This is a genomic window from Shewanella glacialimarina (genome assembly GCF_020511155.1).
GTDB lineage: Bacteria > Pseudomonadota > Gammaproteobacteria > Enterobacterales > Shewanellaceae > Shewanella > Shewanella glacialimarina.
On sequence record NZ_CP041216.1, the window covers coordinates 104,763 to 125,523 of the forward strand.

Annotated in this window: 21 protein-coding genes; 15 read left to right on the forward strand and 6 right to left on the reverse strand. The window is 42.5% G+C overall.

Annotated features, from left to right (window positions below; all coding sequences use genetic code 11):
• Window positions 1–54: 54 nt before the first annotated feature.
• From FJ709_RS00445 to FJ709_RS00460, 4 genes are all read left to right on the forward strand, one after another.
• A complete protein-coding gene (locus FJ709_RS00445) occupies window positions 55–1,296 on the forward strand; it encodes a sensor histidine kinase (RefSeq protein WP_404830031.1) in 1,242 nt (413 codons plus the stop codon).
• Window positions 1,297–1,317: 21 nt separating this feature from the next.
• Window positions 1,318–1,995: a TIGR01621 family pseudouridine synthase gene (locus tag FJ709_RS00450; RefSeq protein ID WP_226415789.1), complete on the forward strand. Its 678-nt coding sequence runs from the start codon at window positions 1,318–1,320 to the stop codon at window positions 1,993–1,995.
• 143 nt (window positions 1,996–2,138) lie between these two features.
• The gene (locus FJ709_RS00455; RefSeq protein ID WP_226412420.1) at window positions 2,139–2,306 is read left to right on the forward strand and encodes a YqaE/Pmp3 family membrane protein; all 168 of its coding nucleotides are present in this window, start codon (window positions 2,139–2,141) and stop codon (window positions 2,304–2,306) included.
• 193 nt (window positions 2,307–2,499) lie between these two features.
• On the forward strand, window positions 2,500–2,685 hold the full coding sequence (locus FJ709_RS00460) for a DUF2986 domain-containing protein (protein ID WP_226412422.1): 186 nt from the start codon (window positions 2,500–2,502) through the stop codon (window positions 2,683–2,685).
• A 4-nt stretch (window positions 2,686–2,689) separates the two neighbouring features.
• Here the strand turns inward: FJ709_RS00460 and moeB are convergent, their stop codons facing one another.
• Both moeB and moeA read right to left on the reverse strand, forming a co-directional pair.
• Window positions 2,690–3,502, reverse strand: a complete 813-nt coding sequence (gene moeB / locus FJ709_RS00465) for a molybdopterin-synthase adenylyltransferase MoeB (RefSeq protein ID WP_226412424.1) — start codon at window positions 3,500–3,502, stop codon at window positions 2,690–2,692.
• 8 nt (window positions 3,503–3,510) lie between these two features.
• Window positions 3,511–4,764, reverse strand: a complete 1,254-nt coding sequence (moeA, locus tag FJ709_RS00470; protein WP_226412426.1) for a molybdopterin molybdotransferase MoeA — start codon at window positions 4,762–4,764, stop codon at window positions 3,511–3,513.
• 117 nt (window positions 4,765–4,881) lie between these two features.
• Between moeA and FJ709_RS00475 the strand changes: the two genes are divergently transcribed.
• On the forward strand, window positions 4,882–5,160 hold the full coding sequence (locus tag FJ709_RS00475; protein WP_226412428.1) for a GIY-YIG nuclease family protein: 279 nt from the start codon (window positions 4,882–4,884) through the stop codon (window positions 5,158–5,160).
• 81 nt (window positions 5,161–5,241) lie between these two features.
• Window positions 5,242–6,138, forward strand: coding sequence for a substrate-binding periplasmic protein (locus FJ709_RS00480; RefSeq protein ID WP_226412430.1), 897 nt, complete (start codon window positions 5,242–5,244; stop codon window positions 6,136–6,138).
• 69 nt (window positions 6,139–6,207) lie between these two features.
• Here the strand turns inward: FJ709_RS00480 and FJ709_RS00485 are convergent, their stop codons facing one another.
• The 4 genes from FJ709_RS00485 to hslR form a co-directional block, all read right to left on the reverse strand.
• Window positions 6,208–8,028, reverse strand: a complete 1,821-nt coding sequence (locus FJ709_RS00485; RefSeq protein ID WP_404829988.1) for a M14 family metallopeptidase — start codon at window positions 8,026–8,028, stop codon at window positions 6,208–6,210.
• A 311-nt stretch (window positions 8,029–8,339) separates the two neighbouring features.
• Window positions 8,340–9,902, reverse strand: coding sequence for a phosphoenolpyruvate carboxykinase (locus FJ709_RS00490; protein ID WP_264177976.1), 1,563 nt, complete (start codon window positions 9,900–9,902; stop codon window positions 8,340–8,342).
• A gap of 234 nt (window positions 9,903–10,136) precedes the next feature.
• Window positions 10,137–10,997: an Hsp33 family molecular chaperone HslO gene (gene hslO / locus FJ709_RS00495; RefSeq protein ID WP_226412434.1), complete on the reverse strand. Its 861-nt coding sequence runs from the start codon at window positions 10,995–10,997 to the stop codon at window positions 10,137–10,139.
• A gap of 64 nt (window positions 10,998–11,061) precedes the next feature.
• On the reverse strand, window positions 11,062–11,460 hold the full coding sequence (hslR, locus tag FJ709_RS00500; protein ID WP_226412436.1) for a ribosome-associated heat shock protein Hsp15: 399 nt from the start codon (window positions 11,458–11,460) through the stop codon (window positions 11,062–11,064).
• Window positions 11,461–11,713: 253 nt separating this feature from the next.
• Between hslR and gspC the strand changes: the two genes are divergently transcribed.
• The 9 genes from gspC to gspK are packed head-to-tail and all read left to right on the forward strand — an operon-like array spanning window position 11,714 to window position 20,735.
• On the forward strand, window positions 11,714–12,628 hold the full coding sequence (gene gspC / locus FJ709_RS00505; protein ID WP_226412438.1) for a type II secretion system protein GspC: 915 nt from the start codon (window positions 11,714–11,716) through the stop codon (window positions 12,626–12,628).
• Window positions 12,629–12,654: 26 nt separating this feature from the next.
• Window positions 12,655–14,793 (forward strand): type II secretion system secretin GspD, encoded by a 2,139-nt coding sequence (gene gspD / locus FJ709_RS00510; protein WP_226412440.1) that lies wholly within the window; start codon window positions 12,655–12,657, stop codon window positions 14,791–14,793.
• Complete coding sequence (gene gspE / locus FJ709_RS00515) at window positions 14,783–16,339, forward strand: type II secretion system ATPase GspE (protein ID WP_404829989.1); 1,557 nt, start codon at window positions 14,783–14,785, stop codon at window positions 16,337–16,339. Before gspD ends, gspE begins: the two co-directional genes overlap by 11 nt.
• 3 nt (window positions 16,340–16,342) lie before the next feature.
• Window positions 16,343–17,575, forward strand: a complete 1,233-nt coding sequence (gspF, locus tag FJ709_RS00520; RefSeq protein ID WP_226412442.1) for a type II secretion system inner membrane protein GspF — start codon at window positions 16,343–16,345, stop codon at window positions 17,573–17,575.
• 54 nt (window positions 17,576–17,629) lie between these two features.
• A complete protein-coding gene (gene gspG / locus FJ709_RS00525) occupies window positions 17,630–18,064 on the forward strand; it encodes a type II secretion system major pseudopilin GspG (protein ID WP_226412444.1) in 435 nt (144 codons plus the stop codon).
• Window positions 18,065–18,067: 3 nt separating this feature from the next.
• Window positions 18,068–18,646, forward strand: a complete 579-nt coding sequence (gene gspH, locus FJ709_RS00530) for a type II secretion system minor pseudopilin GspH (protein ID WP_226412446.1) — start codon at window positions 18,068–18,070, stop codon at window positions 18,644–18,646.
• A complete protein-coding gene (gspI, locus tag FJ709_RS00535) occupies window positions 18,633–19,001 on the forward strand; it encodes a type II secretion system minor pseudopilin GspI (protein ID WP_226412448.1) in 369 nt (122 codons plus the stop codon). The genes gspH and gspI overlap by 14 nt, the downstream gene beginning before the upstream one ends.
• Window positions 18,982–19,746 carry a type II secretion system minor pseudopilin GspJ gene (gspJ, locus tag FJ709_RS00540; RefSeq protein WP_226412450.1) on the forward strand — a complete coding sequence of 255 codons (765 nt, stop codon included), beginning with the start codon at window positions 18,982–18,984 and terminating at the stop codon, window positions 19,744–19,746. Before gspI ends, gspJ begins: the two co-directional genes overlap by 20 nt.
• Entirely contained in the window at window positions 19,746–20,735 is a 990-nt protein-coding gene (gene gspK / locus FJ709_RS00545) for a type II secretion system minor pseudopilin GspK (RefSeq protein ID WP_226412452.1), read from the forward strand. Before gspJ ends, gspK begins: the two co-directional genes overlap by 1 nt.
• Window positions 20,736–20,761: the final 26 nt, after the last annotated feature.

The window sequence follows — 20,761 nt, forward strand, 5'->3', positions numbered from 1 at the left end:
AGCGCTTGGCGCATCACATTAATTTTCTCTACTTTAGTGACAATTTTAATTGTGATGCTGATTTCTAGCTTATACAGACAACTGATTATCGAGCAAGAAAATCAAGTCGATAATCATCTAGCTGCTGAGATGCAACGTTATCAGCAATTAGCTTTGACCGTTAATCGGCGTAGCTTTGCAGCTCAAATTCAAGCATCTGATCCCAAAACTGCCTTAATTGCCTGGAAAAATAGCGTCGATATGGTCGGCGCATTAACTTTTTTACCTGACAACATGCCTCTGTTACCCGAAACGCGCCAGTTTCCCATTTTTACCGGCGGGCCTGATAAGCTACACATTTTGACCGGCGGCTTGGCCATGACCAATTACGGCCCGGTATTAATTGCGACTCGAACGGATCAATTAGCGATGTTAATTGAAAAGTTTGTTAATGCGGCATTTTGGGCAGTCGCTTTCACATTGGGCTTAACTTTGGCGTTGGGGTATATTTTTTCTAAGGCTATTTTGCGTCGATTAGTGCAATACAATCAGCTTAGTGAACAAATTGAAGCGGGGCATTATGACACGCGATTACCTGTCTCACGCCAGCAAGACGAGTTTGATATGTTGGCGCAGCAGTTTAACCGGGTGTTAGATACCTTAGAGCAAAACTTACGTGCCGTCCGGGGCGTAACCGACAATATTGCCCATGACCTGCGTACACCGCTGTCTCATTTACGCATAGGTATTGAGCAGCTTGCTGACAAACCTCAATCTGAGCTTGCCGATGCTCGCGCAGAGTTGCTAGAAGAGTTAGATGACTGCTTGGCCACCTTTGATGCCATGTTGTCATTAACACGAATTGAAGAAGGTCAGCAGTTACTTGATTTACAGCCGGTGCATTTACAAGAAATTTGCCAGGATTTATATGAAATGGCAGATGTGTTAGCTGAAGCCAAAGAACAACAGTTCACCATTGATTTGCGTCAAGACGTTGTGATACAAGGGGATAAACACTTGCTGTTTCAGGCATTGTTTAATTTGGTCGATAATGCGATAAAATATTCACCAGAAGGCGCTAAAATTCATATAGAACAGCATGGTAAGTGGATTAAAATTGCCGACAATGGCCCAGGTATCGCTGATGAAGATAAAGAACGCGTCTTTGAAAGACTCGTCAGACTTGACCCTAGCCGTCATTTTAAAGGCACTGGTTTAGGTTTATCTATGGTTAAAGCTATTTTATCGCGTCATCAAGCCAGTATTGAAATGTCGGATAATCACCCTGGATTATTAGTTAGTATCCATTTTAAATAAGCGAACTGTTGCGGTATGAGCATGTATCAAGTTATTAGCCAACAAGATGACTTTATTATTATCAATAAAGCCCCCAATGTGCATTTTCATAGCCAAGACGGCTCTGCCGGTGTTGTTGCCCAAGCTGAGATTGATCTCGGTATAAAACTCTTTGCGGTGCACCGTTTAGATACCCCAACATCAGGGCTACTCATCCTCGCTAAAAATCCCGAAGCCGCTAACCGTTTTACGCAGATGTTTACCGCTCATCAAATTCAAAAATACTACTTAGCAATCGCCAATGGAAAACCTAAAAAGAAGCAAGGTTGGGTGATTGGTGATATGGCTAAAGCGCGCCGCAGTATGTATAAACTGTTACGCAGTAAAGATAATCCGGCTATTACTCAGTTTTATTCAACTTCAGTTGGGGCGGGTATACGGGCTTATTTGCTTAAGCCTCACAGTGGTAAAACCCATCAACTCAGAGTGGCGTTAGCCAGTATTGGTGTACCCATATTAGGTGATAGCCTTTATGGTGAAGCTATTGATGATCGTTGTTACTTGCATGCTTACCAATTAAATTTTTGTTATTTGGGGCAAGAATATCAATTTACACAAGTGCCACATCAAGGTCAGCAGTTCCTCGCACCAGCGATGCAAACTTGCCTGCTAAATGAGTGGTTATTGCCAGCGGAACTTGACTGGCCGCAAAAGCCTTAGGCTTTAGCTATTCATTGTTAGTGCATTTACAGCGCCTAGTGAGCGCAATGTGCCTTGAGTTGTTTTTTGATGTAGTAAACCCGTTGCCACATGTGTAAGCTAATACGGTAAATTAATTTATCAAAATCAGGACATAACACTTTATGGATACCAACAAATTATTACTGGTAATTATTGCTATATTGTTGCCGCCAGTTGGCGTTTTTTTGAAAAAAGGCGCAGGTAAGGATTTATTGATTAATATCTTGCTGTGTATTTTCTTCTTTGTACCAGGCTTAATTCATGCGTTATGGGTTGTGTTACAAGATTAATAACAGCGTTGTAATAGCCTAACCATATCGAGTCTAGCCGTATTTTTGAGGTAACTTAACGCGTTAAGTTTACTTGAATTAAGATGTTACGGCTTTGATGATTAATACTCGCTAGCAGTATACTCAGCAAGTGCCTTTTGACTTGAGTGAGTATCAAGTTATTGTTTAAAAACTATTTAAAAGTTAAATCACCATGAACCGAAAAAAGAAAATCAACCAAACTCTTAAAGCTAAAGCCAAAAAAGCCAATCAAAAACTACATACTGCGAATAAACCACAGTATGTGTCTAAAGCTGAACGGGCGTTATTAGACCAACAATCTAATCTGACCAATACAGATGCGACTTTACCTATAACTGACAGTGATATTACAGTTTAAACCGCTATTTAAGTTTGTTGGTTGGTGAACCGCACACCTCACAATGAGGCTGTTTAGTCAGTTTCATTGCGCGAAACTCCATCGTCATCGCATCGATCATCAATATTCTACCCACTAAGTGTTGCCCCATTGCAGTAATCACTTTTATTGCTTCGGTTGCTTGAATACACCCCACCAAACCGACTACTGGAGCTAGAATGCCTGACTCTACGCAGGTTAGGTGTTGCTCGCCAAAAAGTTGGCTGTAGCAATGATAGCAAGGTGTATTGGGTTGATAGTCAAATACTGTCACCGTGCCTTCCATTCTAATCGCCGCCGCAGAAACAAGCGGTATTTGGTGCTGTAAGCAACTGTGGTTAAGTTGTTCGCGCACCATCACATTATCGGTGCAATCTAATACCAGGCTATGGGTAGAAACGAGCGTGTTGATTTGCTGATCATCGAGTAAAGCGTTAATCGCATTAACGGTAATCAGTGGGTTGAGTTGAGTTAACGTTTGTTTGGCAGAGTGAACTTTAGCCTGACCAATATTGGCATCCTGGTGCAAAACCTGGCGTTGTAAGTTAGACAATTCAACTGTGTCAAAATCGACCAGTGTAATCTCACCAATACCTGCAACAGCAAGATACTGGCTTGCGGCACAACCTAATCCGCCAGCGCCTATAATCAGTACCTTAGCTAATTTAAGTTTTTCTTGGCCATCAATATCCATTGCTTTAATCGATATTTGGCGACTGTAACGCAGCATTTCGTTGTCTGACAATATCTCGTCGTGATACAAATTAGCACTGATAGCGTTATCTTCGGATTGGCTCATATCAACTCCTAAGTTAACACATGACTAAAGGGTTCTACTGTGACCATAGATCCTGCTTCTGTATCACCTTGGAATTGAGCTAGGTTGATAAAGCAGTTAGCAATACTCATTGACGTTAACATACCAGAGCCTTGCCCACCGGTAGTAGATACTTCTAGTTCACCTTGGGTGTTTTGAGTTAATACACCACGTTGATATTCAACACGCCCCGGGTGTTTGCGAATAGGGGTGAGTAATTTTGCCTGATAAGTTAGCGGTGTTTTATGGGGTAAACCCTGCATTTTATTTAAGATAGGCCACACCAATTTATAGAAAGTGACCATAGATGAAACCGGATTGCCGGGTAAGCCACAAAACACAGCCTTACCTAACTTACCAAAAGCAAAAGGTTTACCGGGTTTTATCGCCAGTCTCCAGAAGGTGATTTGACCTTCTTCGGATAGAATTTGTTTAGTGTAATCCGCATCACCCACCGACACCCCACCAGAGGTTATTACCATGTCGGCACATTCGGCAGCATCTCTAAATGCAGCGCGAATCGCTTCTTTATCATCTTCAATTACGCCTAAGTCTATCCATTCGACATTCGCTTTGGCCATGAGTCCCTGAATCGAATAGCGATTTGAATCATAAATTTGTCCTGGCGCAAGCTCTGTACCAACCGGACGAAGTTCATCGCCAGTAGAAAAGAAGGCGACTTTTATAACGCGTTTCACTCTGACTTTACTGATGCCTATTGTTGCCAACACGCCCATTTCGGCGGCTCTAATTTGTGTGCCGCTAAATAATACTTTGGTACCAGAAAGCAGTTCTTCGCCGCGATATCGTACATTTGCCCCATGCTTGCCTGGGTGGGTAATAGTAATGGCTTCACCATTAGTCACCGCCTTTTCCTGCATTTGCACGGTATCGTAACCCTGTGGCACAGGTGCACCTGTCATGATCCGAATACACGTATTTGCAGTGACTTTACCGCTATAAGGGTGACCAGCAAATGAGCTGCCAACTAAAGTGAGTGTGGTTTCTGACTTATTTGGTGTTAAGTCCGCAAATCGCATTGCGTAACCGTCCATCGCAGAATTATTAAAAGGAGGTAAATCTAAACCTGACGCAAGATCTTCTGCTAATACTCGTCCGATAGAGTGTGATAACTCAACTACTTCAGAGTCTTCAGTGGCTTCAACTTGTTCAAGTAGCTGTACCATAGCGTCATCTGGGTGTAATAACGTAGGTTGAGCACAAGGGTCTTGAGTTGCTATCATCAGATATTCCTTTAAAAGCAGGGTTGTCATCACCAAGTGGTGAGAAGATAAAATTGTCGGTTAGTATGCCATGATAATCGTAGTGTTTTATGATCCAACTTAAGGTTTTTAGCAAATATGCAGCAAAAAAAATCAGCAAAATATTGGTTTTTATACATAATTAAGTGTGCCAATGGGCATTTATACACAGGGATAACCACTGATGTCGCTCGACGTTTCTCTGAGCATCAGTCATCAGGCCCTTTGGCTGCAAAGTACCTTAAAGGTAAAGGTCCACTAACATTGGTGTATCAAGAGTCATTGAGCTGCCGCAGCAGTGCGACCAAGCGTGAAATTGAAGTAAAAAAATTGCCAAGACTTAAAAAATTAGACTTAATTAAAAGCAGTGCATATTAATATACGCGTGAACGAGTAAGATGGTTCGCTAGTTTTAGGCGATCTCAATGTTTATTAATACTTATTTCGAGTAATTTGCTTATGATTTTTTATCGGCTAGCGACAGCATTTTTTTTACTAACAAGCCCGCTTTATGCGCTGGCACAAGACACTATTCGAACAGAATCTGCACAATCAGCAGATAACCTAAGCCATATTTATTACCAAGATTTATTACTTAAGGTGTTGCAAAGCACTGAAGCTGATTTTGGCAAGGTTGATGTGGTTACCGTAGATATTAACGTGTCACAGTCGAGGGGCTTTCAATTACTTGATCGCGATATGTTAGATGTGTTTTGGGCAGGGACTAATGTTGAGCGAGAGCAACAGTACGGCGCAATAGCTATTCCCCTTATCGGTGGGCTGTTAGGTATTCGAGTCCCTGTTATCGATAAGGCTAATCTCACGTTATTTGAATCAATTAAGACAGCAGAGCAATTAAAAAAGCTCAAAGCTTGTCAGGGGTCTCAGTGGCCTGATTCAGATATATTAGAGTTTAATGGCTACAATGTTGAACGTATTATTAGTTTTAATTTAATGTATTCAATGTTAAAGCAGGGGCGCTGTGATTATTTCCCCCGAGGGCTCAATGAGGTCTATGCTGAATTGAGCGCGCCTAGTAATCAAGGATTGATAGCATATGAGCCTCTTTTATTGCGCTATCCATTACCTATGTATTTCTTCGTCAGTAAGCAAAATGAACAATTAAAGCAGCGGCTTAGTTTGGGGTTAAATCGTCTTATTGATAGTGGTGAGTTGGCTACTTTTATTAAGCAACACCCGACTACAGCGGATATTTTCCCACTAAGTCGTTTTAGTCACTCACATATTCTTGAATTAACTAACCCTCATTTACCTGAAACAACGCCTTTAGATGACAACAGATTATGGTGGCGTATTCCTGCGTCAACTGGAGGTGACATTGAGCGTGGACACTAAATCATCTAGTCTCATATAACATTGATAAAAATATCGCCATCGATGTTTTCGATGGCGATATTTTCGTGTTTATTGGACTTCTCTTAAGACTGGATACACTTGATATTGTTGATCGTAATATGGGCTGCGCTCATAAAACCAACGCAATCTTGCATCACTGTCACTGGCAAAGCTTTCATCTTGTAATGCCTGCTCAAATTCAGCTTTTAATTGTGAATTTTGTGCGAGCATTTTTACCGCTAAAGGCTCAACTGCATAATCTTCAATGTATTCAGTACGAGTAAAAATGGTGTTGAAAAATCCCCAGAAGAATAATGAATCCTCAGCCTGTGGCTCAAGCAACAATATGGCTAAGTTGCCAAGTGGTTGTGCGGTATTAATTTTAATTGTACCAGCATCGAGTGTGACTTTGACTGTGTCACTGATGGTATCGGCCATTACTGTTTGACGACTTTCATAATCCTGTTGGCCAAATTTAGGGTGCTCAAAGCGATACTGCTCGGCGGTGATCGTTATCGGCTTAGTTAGCGTTGTCATCTCGATACCGTGTAATGCTAATTTTTCAATCACGGCAGTCCATTGTGACGGAATATAATAGGCGTTAGGGCGGGTCACCCGGATGTCAGCTTTAGTATTTCCCACAACAGGCAGGTCTTTATAAAGTTTAGGCTCTCCAGTCCAGCGCACGACATTTGCGCCGCTGATAGCACTTTTTTCAAGCTTGTAATCAATACCTTTAAAGTCCCATGCTGCTTGGGGCTGATCTTTCCAGGTTAACACTATATTACTGGCAAGCCGTTGTTGATCCTGACGAATAGCCGCCGATAAGGTTTTACTGTGTTCTCCTACCGTTTTTAAGGTTTGCTCTAACATCACATAGGTGCCTAAAACGCGTTGTTTAAACGGTTTTAAGCTGTGATTTTCAATTAAGATTGTCGGTAAATGTCGTGCGTCACCATAACCATTTGAAAAACGAGGGCTTGGGTTCCAGTAAGACACACCTTTGTGCATGTCGGTATTGTCATTGGCAAATATCAGTTTACCTGGAATATGATCATTGGCTGACAAAGCTGATTCAATTTCTGGTCTATAAGTGCTATCCAGCCATGCAAATATCTTCGGGCTAGCACCTTGCTTAACGTTATAGCCAAAGGTGACATCATATTGATAGTCAATGCCGTCGGTGACATGCACATCAATATACAAGTCAGGTTGCCATTGGTTAATGACGCTTAACACATGCTGCATTTCAGGCGCATCTGCTTTGACGTAATCTCGGTTTAAATTAAGATTTGTCGCTGTTGTGCGCCAGCCCATATTGATGGGGCCGCGTTGATTAACGCGACTATATTGGCTGCTTCGCTCATGGGCATCAACCGACAGAATAGGAATAAAAAGCAGGTTTGTATTGTCTAATAAGGCTTTTTTGTTGCCATGGGCTATGTCGCGCAGCAACATCATGCCGGCATCTTTACCGTCTATTTCACCAGAATGAATACCTGCTTGTACCAGCACAGTGGGTTTATTGTTTTCGCTTAATTGATCAGAGGTTGCTGCGCCGTTTTGAGAGGCGATAATCATCCAAATATCTCGCCCTTGCGGACTTTTGCCTATACTGACTTTTTTAAGCATTGGGCTACTTTGCACAAGTTTGTCAAACCAGCTGACTGTGTCGGCATAACTGGGGCTGCTAAGATAATTTTGTTGTTCAAATGGCGTTACCCATGGGTGATCACTTGCCACCAACAATGACTCACTCTTACCTTGCCATGCATGAATTGGTGGCAAAATAGCATCATTAATAAACTGTGCATTTGAGTGTGTATCGGCAAAACATGCTGTCGACAATAACATCGCGGCAATACTGGTTGATAAGGCTAATCTGTGCATCGTGGCTCGCTTAATATTATTCTTATGAGTGTAATGTGAGGTCGAAATATTACTTATCATAGCAATGTTTTAGGCGAAATAACCTAGATGTTAAAGCTTGTTACAAAGTTATTAACTTGGCTAATCAGGGGCACTCGTAGCGGTTGGTGATAATTAACCCAATAGCCTATTTAATAGGGTAATTCAGATGATGTTAATCAGGATAGGTTGTTGGTGAGACAGGTTTAAACGGGTAGCGAAAGGGTAAAAAATAAGCCCTAACTAGGTTAGGGCTTATTGGCGGTTAAAGTAGTAACCTAAAGCAAGGGGAGTTAAGCTTTAGGTCCAGCATTTTTAATCGCATCTGACACATCGTATTTAACAAAGTTTGCCGCAAACTCTTCGGCGATTTGCTGAGCATACTTATTGTATTCAGCTTTATCTGCCCAAGTGTTAACTGGGTTAAGTAGTTTGCTATCAACGCCGGTAATTGCAACGGGTACCGCTAAATTCAATTTGTCGATATGAACTGTTTCAACATCTTTTAGTTCACCGCTAACAATAGCATCAACAATGGCACGCGTTGTTGGTATGTCAAAACGCTTACCAACACCATGTGGACCACCTGTCCAACCGGTATTAACTAGATACACTCGGCTACCGAATGACTCGATACGCTTCATTAATAGTTCAGCGTACACGCCTGCTGGGCGAGGGAAGAAAGGCGCACCAAAACAGGTTGAAAACGTTGACTGAATCGCAGCAGTAGAGCCCATTTCAGTTGAACCCACTTTAGCCGTGTAACCAGACAAGAAGTGATAGGCAGCTTGTTCTTTGGTCAGTATTGAAACCGGCGGTAATACACCAGAGACGTCACAGGTTAAAAACACCACTGAGTTTGGCTCTGCGCCACAGTTTTCTTCTTTACGTTGGGCAATATGCTCAAGTGGATAAGCTGCGCGGCTATTTTCGGTTAAGCTGGTATCTGAATAGTCAGGCACGCGGTTAGCATCTAACACGACGTTTTCAAGCACTGTACCAAAACGAATAGCATCCCAAATAACAGGTTCATTCTTTTGGCTTAAATCGATACATTTAGCGTAGCAACCGCCTTCAATGTTAAACACGCCACCCGGTGCCCAGCCATGTTCGTCGTCACCAATTAAGAAACGTTTTGGATCGGCTGACAAGGTAGTTTTTCCTGTGCCTGATAAACCAAAAAATAAAGTGGTATCGCCATCATGACCGACGTTTGCCGAGCAGTGCATTGGCAACACGCCTTTGGCTGGTAGTAGGAAGTTTTGTACCGAGAACATCGACTTCTTCATTTCACCGGCGTATTTAAGACCTGCTAATAAAACTTTACGCTCTGCAAAGTTAAGGATAACCGTTGCTTCAGAGTTGGTACCATCACGCTCTGGCACACAAACAAAGCCTGGCGCATTGATTATTTGCCAAACGTCTTTGTTGCCACGGTTAAAGGTTTTTGGCGTGATAAATAAATTACGTGCGAATATCTGGTGCCATGCATATTCGGTAGTGACTTTTATCGGTAAATAATGGTCATCATCTGCGCCCACCTCAAGTTCAGACATAAACAATTCTTTATCTGCAAGGTAAGCTTCTACACGGCCCCATAACGCATCAAATTTTCCAGCATCAAATGGGCGGTTAACTTTGCCCCATTCAATTTCACTTTCTGAGCCTGATTCTTTAACAATAAAACGATCGTTAGGTGAACGTCCTGTTCTTTCGCCCGTTTTTGCCACTAATGCACCGTTTGCGGTAAGTTGACCTTCGCCACGAAGAAGCGCTATTTCAACAAGTTGCGCAGTTGTCGGATTAAGGTGAACGCGGTTTGATACATCCGCCATAGTGTAAATCTCCAATTTTATAGGTCGTTTTCGCTCTAAAGCATAAGAAAGAGGTTTTCTGAAAGACTATTATTATATGTCTATGCCGTTCAGATGCTTGATTGTAACGTATGTTGTAAGCGGGGTAACGAACAGTTTGGTAATTTTTTTGAAAGTTTTTCGGGTTTGTCTATTTTTTACTGAGAACAAAGACTAAAAAAGGCGCATTTAGCGCCTTTTTTGTGAAACCCTTTCAGCTTTTTGGACGTGGTGAGGTTACTGTGCTGTGTCGTGGGTTGGGCTTATGGCATAAATGGAGGCGATGTCGATCCGGTCAAAGGTGTACATTACTGAGCAGTATTCGCAGTTCATATCAATTTTACCTTCCTCGGCTAAAATCTGCTCCACTTCAGTCTGTGGAATGGTACGAATAGCTGCTGAGGTGCGTTCGCGTGAACAACTGCATTTAAATGTCACATTTACAGGATCAAATAAACGCACTTCTTCTTGATGATATAAGCGATGTAGCACTTGTTCTGCGTCAAGGGTAAACATTTCATCAGCTTTAATTGTGGCAGTAATTGCTGATAAGTGCTCATAGTCTTCATTTTCAGCTGATTTAGAGGGTAATACCTGTAACAACATTCCCGCTGCTTGTTGACCGTTAGCGAAAAGCTGGATTTGAGTAGGTAGCTGCTCTGACTGGTTAAAGTACTCTTCCAAACATGCCGCCATATTCGAGTGATCTAATGAAACAATACCTTGATAACGCTCACCTTCATCCGGTGTTAGGGTTATCACCATATAGCCTTTGCCCATCATATCTTGCAGGCTAGCATCCGCAGCAATGTCACCTTTCCAGCGTGAAACACCGCGTAATACTTGTTTGTTATTGCCATTAATGACCGCTAATGATACTGGGCCATCACCTTGTAACTGGACGCTGATATCACCAGAAAATTTAATTGTTGCGGTAAGTAAAGAGGTTGCGGCCATCAATTGACCTAATAAAATCTGCACTGCTACAGGGTAATCATGGGCGGATAGTACTTGTTGGTAACAATCTTGTAATTGAACAATTTCACCACGGACATCGGCGTTATCAAACAGGTAGCGGTGTAATATATCGTTAGTCATCACGTATCTCTTCTGTAATAAGTCGATTAATTGATTAATTGATTAATTGATTAATCGTCTAATTCTATAATTCTTTGAAGCGCATAAGCTGTCTGCGCTGTTTTTTATCCGGCTTATGGTCGGGAACCGGATTATTTAACATGTTCAATCGTCTTGCTTCGGCGTTAAACTCACGTTTAATAATACTTTGCTCGGTTTCTTGATAAAGTGTTTGGGCAATTTCAGCACCTTGGCGTTGCTCCGATAACTTTACAATAACCACTTCTCTATCATCATGTCCCTGGCGGATCCGTATTTTGCAACCCAGTTCAGCATTCTTACTGGATTTAGTACGTTGTCCATTGTAATGTACTTTGCCGCCGTTAATCATGTCTTTGGCTAATGCGCGGGTTTTGTAAAAACGAGCTGCCCAAAGCCATTTGTCGAGCCTAATAGTGGATTTATCGGACTTATTGTCTTTCAAAGCGCCTCCCTAAACTGGACTGAGTTCACAAGCTGATTCATTTTACCGTCATATCGATAAAGTATCATCGTAAAAAGCGGCAGGCCTCACACCCTTTTCAGGCGCGTAAAGTTAGCATATTTGGGCGTATTTCGCCAATTGATCTGCTCTGGGCTTGTTGCTTATTGCTGTGTGAGTTAGCATGAGTAGCTATAACTAAATTACAACATAAAACAGAGGCCTGTACTGTAAAAGTATAGAGGGTCCAAAACCTATGGATTTATTAGATAAACTGATCACCAAAGCGGCCGTTATTCCTCACAAGCAAGTGAGTAATATCGTCTTTGGCTTAGGTCTTATAATTGTGTTGCTGCTTGCTGCACAAATTACATGGAAGTTAATGCCCGTGTCTGATAATCAGGCAAATTGGCAACCCTCTCCTGTGTCGGCCTCTTCCGCCAAGCGTGTGGAGCTTGATGCTGTGCGCAATTTATTATTGTTTGGTCAAGTTGATAACAATAATAGTCGGCCTAAAGCTGAGGTCGTTGAGCAAATCACTGACGCACCTAAAACCAACTTATCAATTTTATTAACGGGTGTGGTTGCATCAACGTCTGAGCAGCATGGCTTGGCTGTTATTGAATCTAGCGGCAACCAAGAAACCTATAGCCTTGGCGATAAAATTAAAGGGACGTCTGCTTCACTTAAAGAAGTCTACGCCGACCGCATCATTATTACTAACTCGGGGCGCTATGAAACCTTGATGTTAGATGGCTTAACATACACCACGCAAAGCAATGTTAATCAGCAGCTTCAGCAGGCTAAAATTAACTCGCGTGATGTTAGGCAAGTTGACATGCGCAACAGTGAGCTTTCAGCTGAATTGGCTCATTCACGTGATGAATTGCTGTCTGATCCAAGCAAAATTACCGATTATATTGCTATTTCCCCCGTTCAAAAAGACGGAGAAATAGCTGGGTATCGTTTAAATCCAGGTAAAGATGCGGAACTGTTTAAACAAGCAGGGTTCCAACCGAGTGATTTAGCTAAATCAATTAACGGATTTGATCTGACCGAAATGAGTCAGGCATTAGAAGTGATGGCGCAGTTGTCTGAGCTGACGGAAATGTCAGTGATGGTCGAACGCGAAGGACAATTGGTCGAAATCATGTTTAGCTTGCCACAATAAGTAGTGGCATTAGGGGAATAAGAATAATGAATAACAAAGGACTTCGACACAAGATTATTGCAGGCATGATTGCTGGTGCTGCGATGCTCGCTTCCCATGGCGCTTGGTCGGAACAATATGCTGCCAACTTCAAAGGAACTGACATACAAGAGTTTATTAATATTGTCGGTAAAAACCTGAATAAAACTATTATTGTCGATCCTACCGTGCGCGGTAAAATTAATGTGCGTAGTTATGATCTATTAGATGACGATCAGTATTACCAGTTTTTCCTCAATGTGCTGCAAGTATATGGTTATGCTGTGGTTGAAATGGAAAACCATGTCATTAAAGTCATTAAAGATAAAGATGCTAAAACTGCCGCTATTCGGGTTGCTGACGACTCTACTCCTGGCTTAGGTGACGAAATGGTGACGCGTATTGTGGCGCTATACAATACCGAAGCTAAGCAGCTTGCACCTCTATTACGCCAATTGAATGATAATGCGGGTGGCGGTAACGTTGTTAACTATGATCCATCTAACGTATTAATGATTTCAGGCCGAGCCGCTGTTGTTAACAAGTTGGTGGATATTGTCCGCCGCGTTGACAAACAAGGTGATACAGCTGTCCAGGTGGTGTCGTTAGAGTTTGCTTCGGCAGGTGAAATCGTTCGCATCATTGACACGCTTTACCGTTCAAGTGCTAACCAATCACAACTTCCTGGTCAAGCACCTAAAGTGGTGGCCGACGAGCGCACCAATGCGGTGATTGTCAGTGGTGATGAAAAAAGTCGTCAACGCGTAGTTGAGTTAATTAAACGTTTAGATGCAGAGCAAGCCAACACCGGTAATACCAAAGTACGTTATTTACGTTATGCCAATGCTGAAGATTTAGTCGAGGTGTTAACCGGTTTTGCGCAAAACTTACAAAGTGATAAAGACGGTGCTGCTACGCAAGGTGGTGGCAGTAAACGCCGCAGCGAAATTAACATCATGGCCCACGCAGATACTAACGCATTGGTGATCAGTGCCGAACCTGATCAAATGCGCACTATTGAAAGCGTAATCAACCAACTCGACATTCGTCGTGCGCAGGTATTGGTTGAAGCCATTATTGTTGAAGTTGCCGAAGGCGATGATGTTGGTTTTGGCATTCAATGGGTTACCGAAGCGGGTGGTGGCACTCAGTTTAATAACCTAGGCCCTACTATTGGTGAGATTGGTGCTGGGATATGGAATGCACGTGAACAAGAAGGCACTTTTATTACCAATCCAAGTACAGGTGAGGTCATTGGTCAAAACCCGAGTTCTCAGGGCGATATTACTTTACTTGCACAGGCTTTAGGTAAAGTAAATGGCATGGCTTGGGGCGTGGCAATGGGTGACTTTGGTGCGCTTATCCAGGCGGTATCAAGCGACACTAATTCAAACGTGTTAGCAACGCCGTCAATTACCACCCTTGATAACCAAGAAGCCTCGTTTATTGTCGGTGATGAAGTGCCTATCCTAACCGGTAGCCAAAATTCTAGTAATGGTAACAGCAACCCTTTTCAAACGGTTGAACGTAAAGAAGTGGGTGTTAAATTAAAAGTGGTGCCGCAAATTAATGAAGGCACTTCTGTTAAGTTAACCATTGAACAAGAGGTGTCTGGTATTAACGGTAAAACCGGTGTTGATGTGACCTTTGCGACTCGCCGCTTAACCACGACTGTTATGGCTGATTCTGGTCAAATTGTGGTACTTGGTGGCTTAATCAGTGAAGAAGTCCAAGAAAGCGTGCAAAAGGTGCCATTTTTAGGTGATCTACCTATTATTGGTCATCTCTTTAAATCATCTTCAAGCGGTAAGAAAAAGAAAAACCTGATGGTGTTTATTAAACCCACCATTATCCGTGACGGTATTACCATGGAAGGCATAGCAGGCCGTAAGTATAACTATTTCCGTGCACTGCAACTTGAGCAGCAAAGTGGTGGTATCAACTTAATGCCTGACTCTAATGTGCCAATTCTGGATGAGTGGGATCAAGACACTTATGTTCCAGATGACGTTAACCAGGTACTTGAACGTTATAAAAATGGTAAAGGGTTAGAAACCCAAATGCGTGAAACTGACCCGGCATTAAGAAGCATTAATGAAAGCAAACAAACAAATGATATAAATGATAGTGAGCAAAATGATGACTGATATCGCAGCGGATCCGTTGGCGCAGGCATCTCAAGAGTTAGCGCTAGAAGTGGAAGGCGATGAGGTCTTCCACTCTAATAGCAAAGAGCGACTACCGTTCACGTTTGCCCACCGTTTTCAATTGGTGCTGGCTAAACAAGATGAGCTGTTGTCGTTGTTTTACACCGAAGCGACACCTATTGAAGCCATGCTTGAGGCGCGTCGTTATACAGGACAAGATTTACCCTTATTCAAATTGGAAAAAACCACTTTTGAAGCTAAGTTAACCCAAGCTTATCAGGCCAATTCGTCAGAAGCACAACAGCTAATGGAAGATATTGGTAACGAGATGGACTTGTTTACTTTAGCTGAAGAGTTACCTCAAACAGAGGATTTGCTCGAAGGTGATGATGATGCGCCAATCATTAAGTTGATTAACGCCTTGTTATCCGAAGCCATTAAAGAAGAAGCCTCTGATATCCATATTGAAACCTATGAGAAACAACTTATTGTTCGTTTCCGTATTGACGGTGTTTTGAAGGAAGTTTTAAAACCAAACCGCAAGTTATCCTCTTTGTTAGTGTCACGTATTAAAGTGATGGCACGATTAGATATTGCCGAAAAACGTGTACCACAAGATGGACGTATTTCGCTGCGTATTGCTGGACGTGCGGTCGATGTACGTGTTTCGACCATGCCGTCGAGTCATGGCGAACGTGTGGTGATGCGTCTGTTAGATAAAAATACCGGTAACCTTGATTTACAGCAATTGGGTATGACACCAGGTATTCGCGAACAATTCGATCAGCTTATTCGTAAACCCCATGGCATTATTTTGGTGACCGGTCCAACAGGCTCAGGTAAAAGTACCACCTTGTATGCTGGCTTGACTGAAATCAACTCCAAAGACACCAATATTTTAACCGTTGAAGATCCTATCGAATATGAATTAGAAGGTGTAGGCCAAACTCAGGTTAACAATAAAGTCGACATGACATTTGCCCGAGGTTTACGCGCCATATTACGTCAAGATCCCGATGTGGTAATGATAGGCGAAATCCGCGATCTAGAAACCGCGCAAATTGCCATACAAGCATCACTTACGGGTCACTTAGTGATTTCAACCTTACATACCAATACCGCTTCTGGTGCGATTACGCGTCTGCAAGATATGGGCGTAGAACCTTTTCTGGTTTCATCTAGTTTACTGGGCGTATTAGCGCAGCGACTTATTCGTACCTTATGCCCTAAATGTAAAGAATCACATGTGCCAGATGAACGTGAACGTGAACTATTAGGCATAACCGCCAATGACACACGGGTTATATTCCGCGCCAAAGGTTGTAAAGCCTGTGGCGAAAATGGTTATCGTGGCCGTACCGGCATTCATGAACTGCTGGTGGTTGATGATAACGTGCGTGAGCTTATTCACGGTGGTCGTGGTGAGTTAGCCATTGAAAAATATGTCCGTAAAACCATCCCAAGTATTCGTCATGACGGCATGAGTAAAGTGCTGGCAGGCTTAACTACATTAGAAGAAGTACTACGCGTCACTCGCGAGGAATAATCAATGGCAGCGTTTGAATACAAAGCCCTTGATAAAAAAGGCAAGCAACAAAAAGGGGTGATAGAAGCCGACTCGGCGCGTCATGCCCGTAGTCAATTACGTGAACAACGCCTAATGCCGGTAGAAATACAGCAAGTGGCAGATAAAGAGGCTCGTTCACAAAGTGGCGGTTTTAGTTTTGGTAACTTATTTAAGAAACGTATCTCTGTCGCGGAATTGGCGTTAATTACCCGACAAATTGCCACCTTAGTTGCCGCAGGTTTGCCGATTGAAGAAGCCTTAAAAGCTGTGGGGCAACAATCTGAAAAAGCCCGTTTAGGTAATATGATTATGGCGGTTCGCTCACGGGTGGTCGAAGGTTATAGCCTTGCTGACTCAATGGCGGAATTCCCCCATGTATTTGATGACTTATATCGTGCCATGGTGGCGTCTGGTGAAAAATCTGGCCATTTAGAAGTGGTGTTAAATCGCTTAGCTGATTACACCGAACGCCGTCAACAATTGAAATCAAAACTGACTCAGGCGATGATTTATCCTGCGGTGCTTACCACGGTTGCCATTGGCGTCATTGCGGTATTATTAGCCGCAGTCGTACCTAAAGTGGTTGGTCAATTTGAGCATATGGGACAGGAGTTACCCGGCACAACCCAGTTTTTAATTCTTGCTTCTGACTTTGTGCAAAACTACGGTTTTATTCTTGTCGGCGTGATTGTCGCCTTATTTGTTGTATTTAAACGCTTATTAACTCAGCCAGCAATGCGGATGAAGTTTGATTCATTACTATTGAAACTTCCTGTGATTGGTAAGGTCAGTAAGAGTATCAATACCGCACGATTTGCTCGAACCTTAAGTATTTTATCCGCTAGTGCGGTGCCATTATTAGATGGTATGCGTATTGCCAGTGAAGTACTGCAAAATGTGAAAGTGCGTGCTGCCGTTGATGATGCTGGTGCTAGAGTGCGCGAAGGTACCAGTTTAGGCGCAGCATTAACCAACACTAAGCTTTTTCCCGCTATGATGCTGTATATGATCGCTTCGGGTGAAAAAAGTGGCCAGCTAGAAAATATGTTAGAACGTGCGGCAGATAACCAAGACCGTGAATTTGAATCTAACGTCAATATTGCTATCGGCGTATTTGAGCCGCTGCTTGTTGTTAGCATGGCAGGTGTAGTGTTATTTATTGTAATGGCAATTTTACAACCTATTTTAGAGCTCAACAATTTAATCAGCGGTTAATGCAAAGTCTTAACCCAAATCATATTAACAACACTGTTTTAGAGGAAGTATTCAATGCAAAAGCAAACCAAACAACGTGGTTTTACCTTACTTGAGGTCATGGTTGTTATCGTTATTCTAGGTATTTTAGCCTCAATGGTTGTTCCCAACTTAATGGGTAACAAGGATAAAGCCGATCAGCAAAAAGCGGTATCTGACATCGTTGCACTCGAAAACGCATTAGACATGTACAAGCTAGATAACAGTGTTTATCCAACCACAGATCAAGGTTTAGATGCATTGGTTCAAAAGCCGTCATCATCGCCAGAACCACGTAACTACCGTGATGATGGCTATGTAAAACGTTTGCCACAGGACCCATGGCGCAACGAATATTTATTATTAAGCCCAGGTGAAAACGGCAAGTTAGATATCTTTAGCGCAGGTCCAGATGGTCAACCAGGTACTGAAGATGATATCGGTAACTGGAATTTACAAGATTTCCAATAAACCATGCAAAAATATCGTCAATCTGGTTTTACGCTACTAGAAGTGTTGCTTGTTGCATTATTGATCGGGCTAGCCGCTGCGGCTGTCACCCTATCAATGGGCAGTGCTGGGCCTGAGCAAGAGTTAAAAAAGCAAGCTCAACGCTTCATGGTTGCAGTAGAATTAGTACTCGATGAAACCGTGTTAAGTGGCCAATTCATTGGCATAGTGGTTGACGAAAGCGCATATCAATTTGTGTATTATAAAGATGCTAAATGGGAACCCATAGAGCAAGATAAGCTGTTATCTGTTCATGATTTAGCGCCAGGAATGACGCTTAATTTAGTGTTAGATGGTATGCCTCTAGACCAAGAGGATGAGCAACAAGATTCCTGGTTTGATGAGCCCTTTATTGACGAGCCCAGTGCTGAAGATAAAAAGAAAAATCCTGAACCTCAAATTCTGTTGTTTCCAAGCGGTGAGATGACTCCATTTGAGCTGAACTTTTCAATAAACGATGAAAACCGACAACCTATTGATGTATTAGTTGTGGGTGATGCATTAGGGCGATTATCGATAGGGCATTTTGATGAACAACTCTAAAGGCATGACTTTACTAGAAGTGATTGTCGCCTTAGCGGTATTTTCTATTGCAGCTGTGTCAGTTACAAAAAGTTTAGGCGAACAAATGGCCAATATGCCCATTTTAGAAGAGCGGACATTGGGACAATGGGTTGCCAGTAATCAAATGGTTGAGGCGCGTTTGCCAGACAAGTTTCCTGAAATTGGCTCAAAAGATGGCCAAGTAGAGCTGGCAGGTGAAGAGTGGTATTGGCGTCAAGAAGTGATAAAAACCACCGATGATAATTTCAGAATGATCCGAGTCAGTGTGAGTAAAGATCAACGTTATACCCGCATAGTGGCACTAGTGAGTAGTTATGTTCACAACCGCGGTTAAAGGCCATAGAGGTTTTACCTTACTTGAGATGCTTATTGCTATCGCTATTTTTGCGATGATCGGCCTTGCAGCAAACTCAGTGTTATCGACCGTAATGAAAAACGACGAAGTGACCAAGGCTTTCTCCGTTCGTTTAAAAGCGTTACAACAAGGTTTTGGCGCAATTGAGCGAGATTTGGGACAAATTGTGGCGCGTACATTTCGCGGCTTAGATGGTGAACGCAGTAACAGCTATTTTCAAAGTGGTGACAACCTACTTGGGTCAGAAACTGAAGCATTGGTGTTTTATCGGTTAGGTTGGTTAAACCCTGATGGTATTCTACCCCGAGGCAGTATCCAGTCGGTTGCCTATGTTGTTCAAGGTGGTCGCTTAGAACGTTGGTATTATCCTTACCCAGAGCCTGAAAGTGCAGCAGAGCCATTAAAAACGCTTATTATTGAGAATGTATTATCAATAGAGTACTCATTTTATATTAATGATAAATGGGAGCGAAAAACCGATGGCACCACCATGCCAAAAGGAATTGCAATTAACCTGGAAATTGAGGGTTTAGGAAAAATTCAACGCCAGTTTTTATTACCCAAAGGTGCATCAGCACCTAAACCCGGTGATAACAATGAGCCTAATGATGGCTCAGATGATAGTAATGGATCTGATAATAAGAGTAATGCTGGCAGTGGTGGCGAAGATACTGATGATAATGGCCGTAATGTCGGCAATGGTAATGATGGTGGACGAGGTTGATGGGGCGTCATAAGCAGCAGGGCGTAGCCATGATAGTGGTTATTTTAATTGTTGCTGTGGTAGTGACAATTGCCACTAATATCACCAGCCGCAACCAACTCTCAATGCGTCGTACACTTAATTTAGCACAATATGATCAGGCTTATTGGTATGCCCTGTCCGGCGAAGAGTTGGCAATGAAAGTACTCAAACAAGACTTTGAAGACGCCGACGGTAATATCGTTCATCGCCAGCAATATTGGGCATTAGCCGATGTGATTTTTCCTGTTGAAGACGGCCAAATTGCCGGTGAAATACAGGATATGCGTGCCTGTTTCAACTTGAATGCCGTAGGGCTTGAGTCAAAAGAAGTTGAAAATGGGCAGCCAAAATTAACCTTGGCGGCTAAGCAATTTCAAGGGATATTAATTGCCCTAGGCATGGATGAGTTTGGTGCAGAGCGCTTAACTCATACCCTAAAAGATTATATTGATGAAGATACTTTATCGGGTCCATTTGGTGCAGAAGATGCCGAATATGAGTCTCGAAAAGTACCGTATCGTGCAGCGAATACATTAATGCAGCATCGTAGTGAGCTTCGTGCAGTGCTGGGCTTTACCCAAGATATATATGTAACACTATTACCCTATATTTGTGCAATACCCGGTGATGATCGCCAATTGCTAAATGTGAATACTATTGAAGTTGAACAAGCGGCGTTAATGGTAGGCATGTTGGATAATCAGATTTCTATTGCCGATGCCGAAAATATTATTAACCAGCGACCAGCAGATGGTTTTGAAAAAATAGAAGATTTTTGGGATAACTCCTCAGTTAGAGGAATAAAGTCTGAAGCGACTCTTCGTTCAAGCTTTGTGATTACGAGTGATTATTTTTTACTGCACTCAGGTGCCAAAGTAGATAATGCAATATTCAGAATGGACAGTGTATTGAAGCGCAGTGGCAATAATTTAGATGTCATCACTCGCCAGTACGGTGGCCAACAATAATAACAAACTCAACCGCATGATGTGGT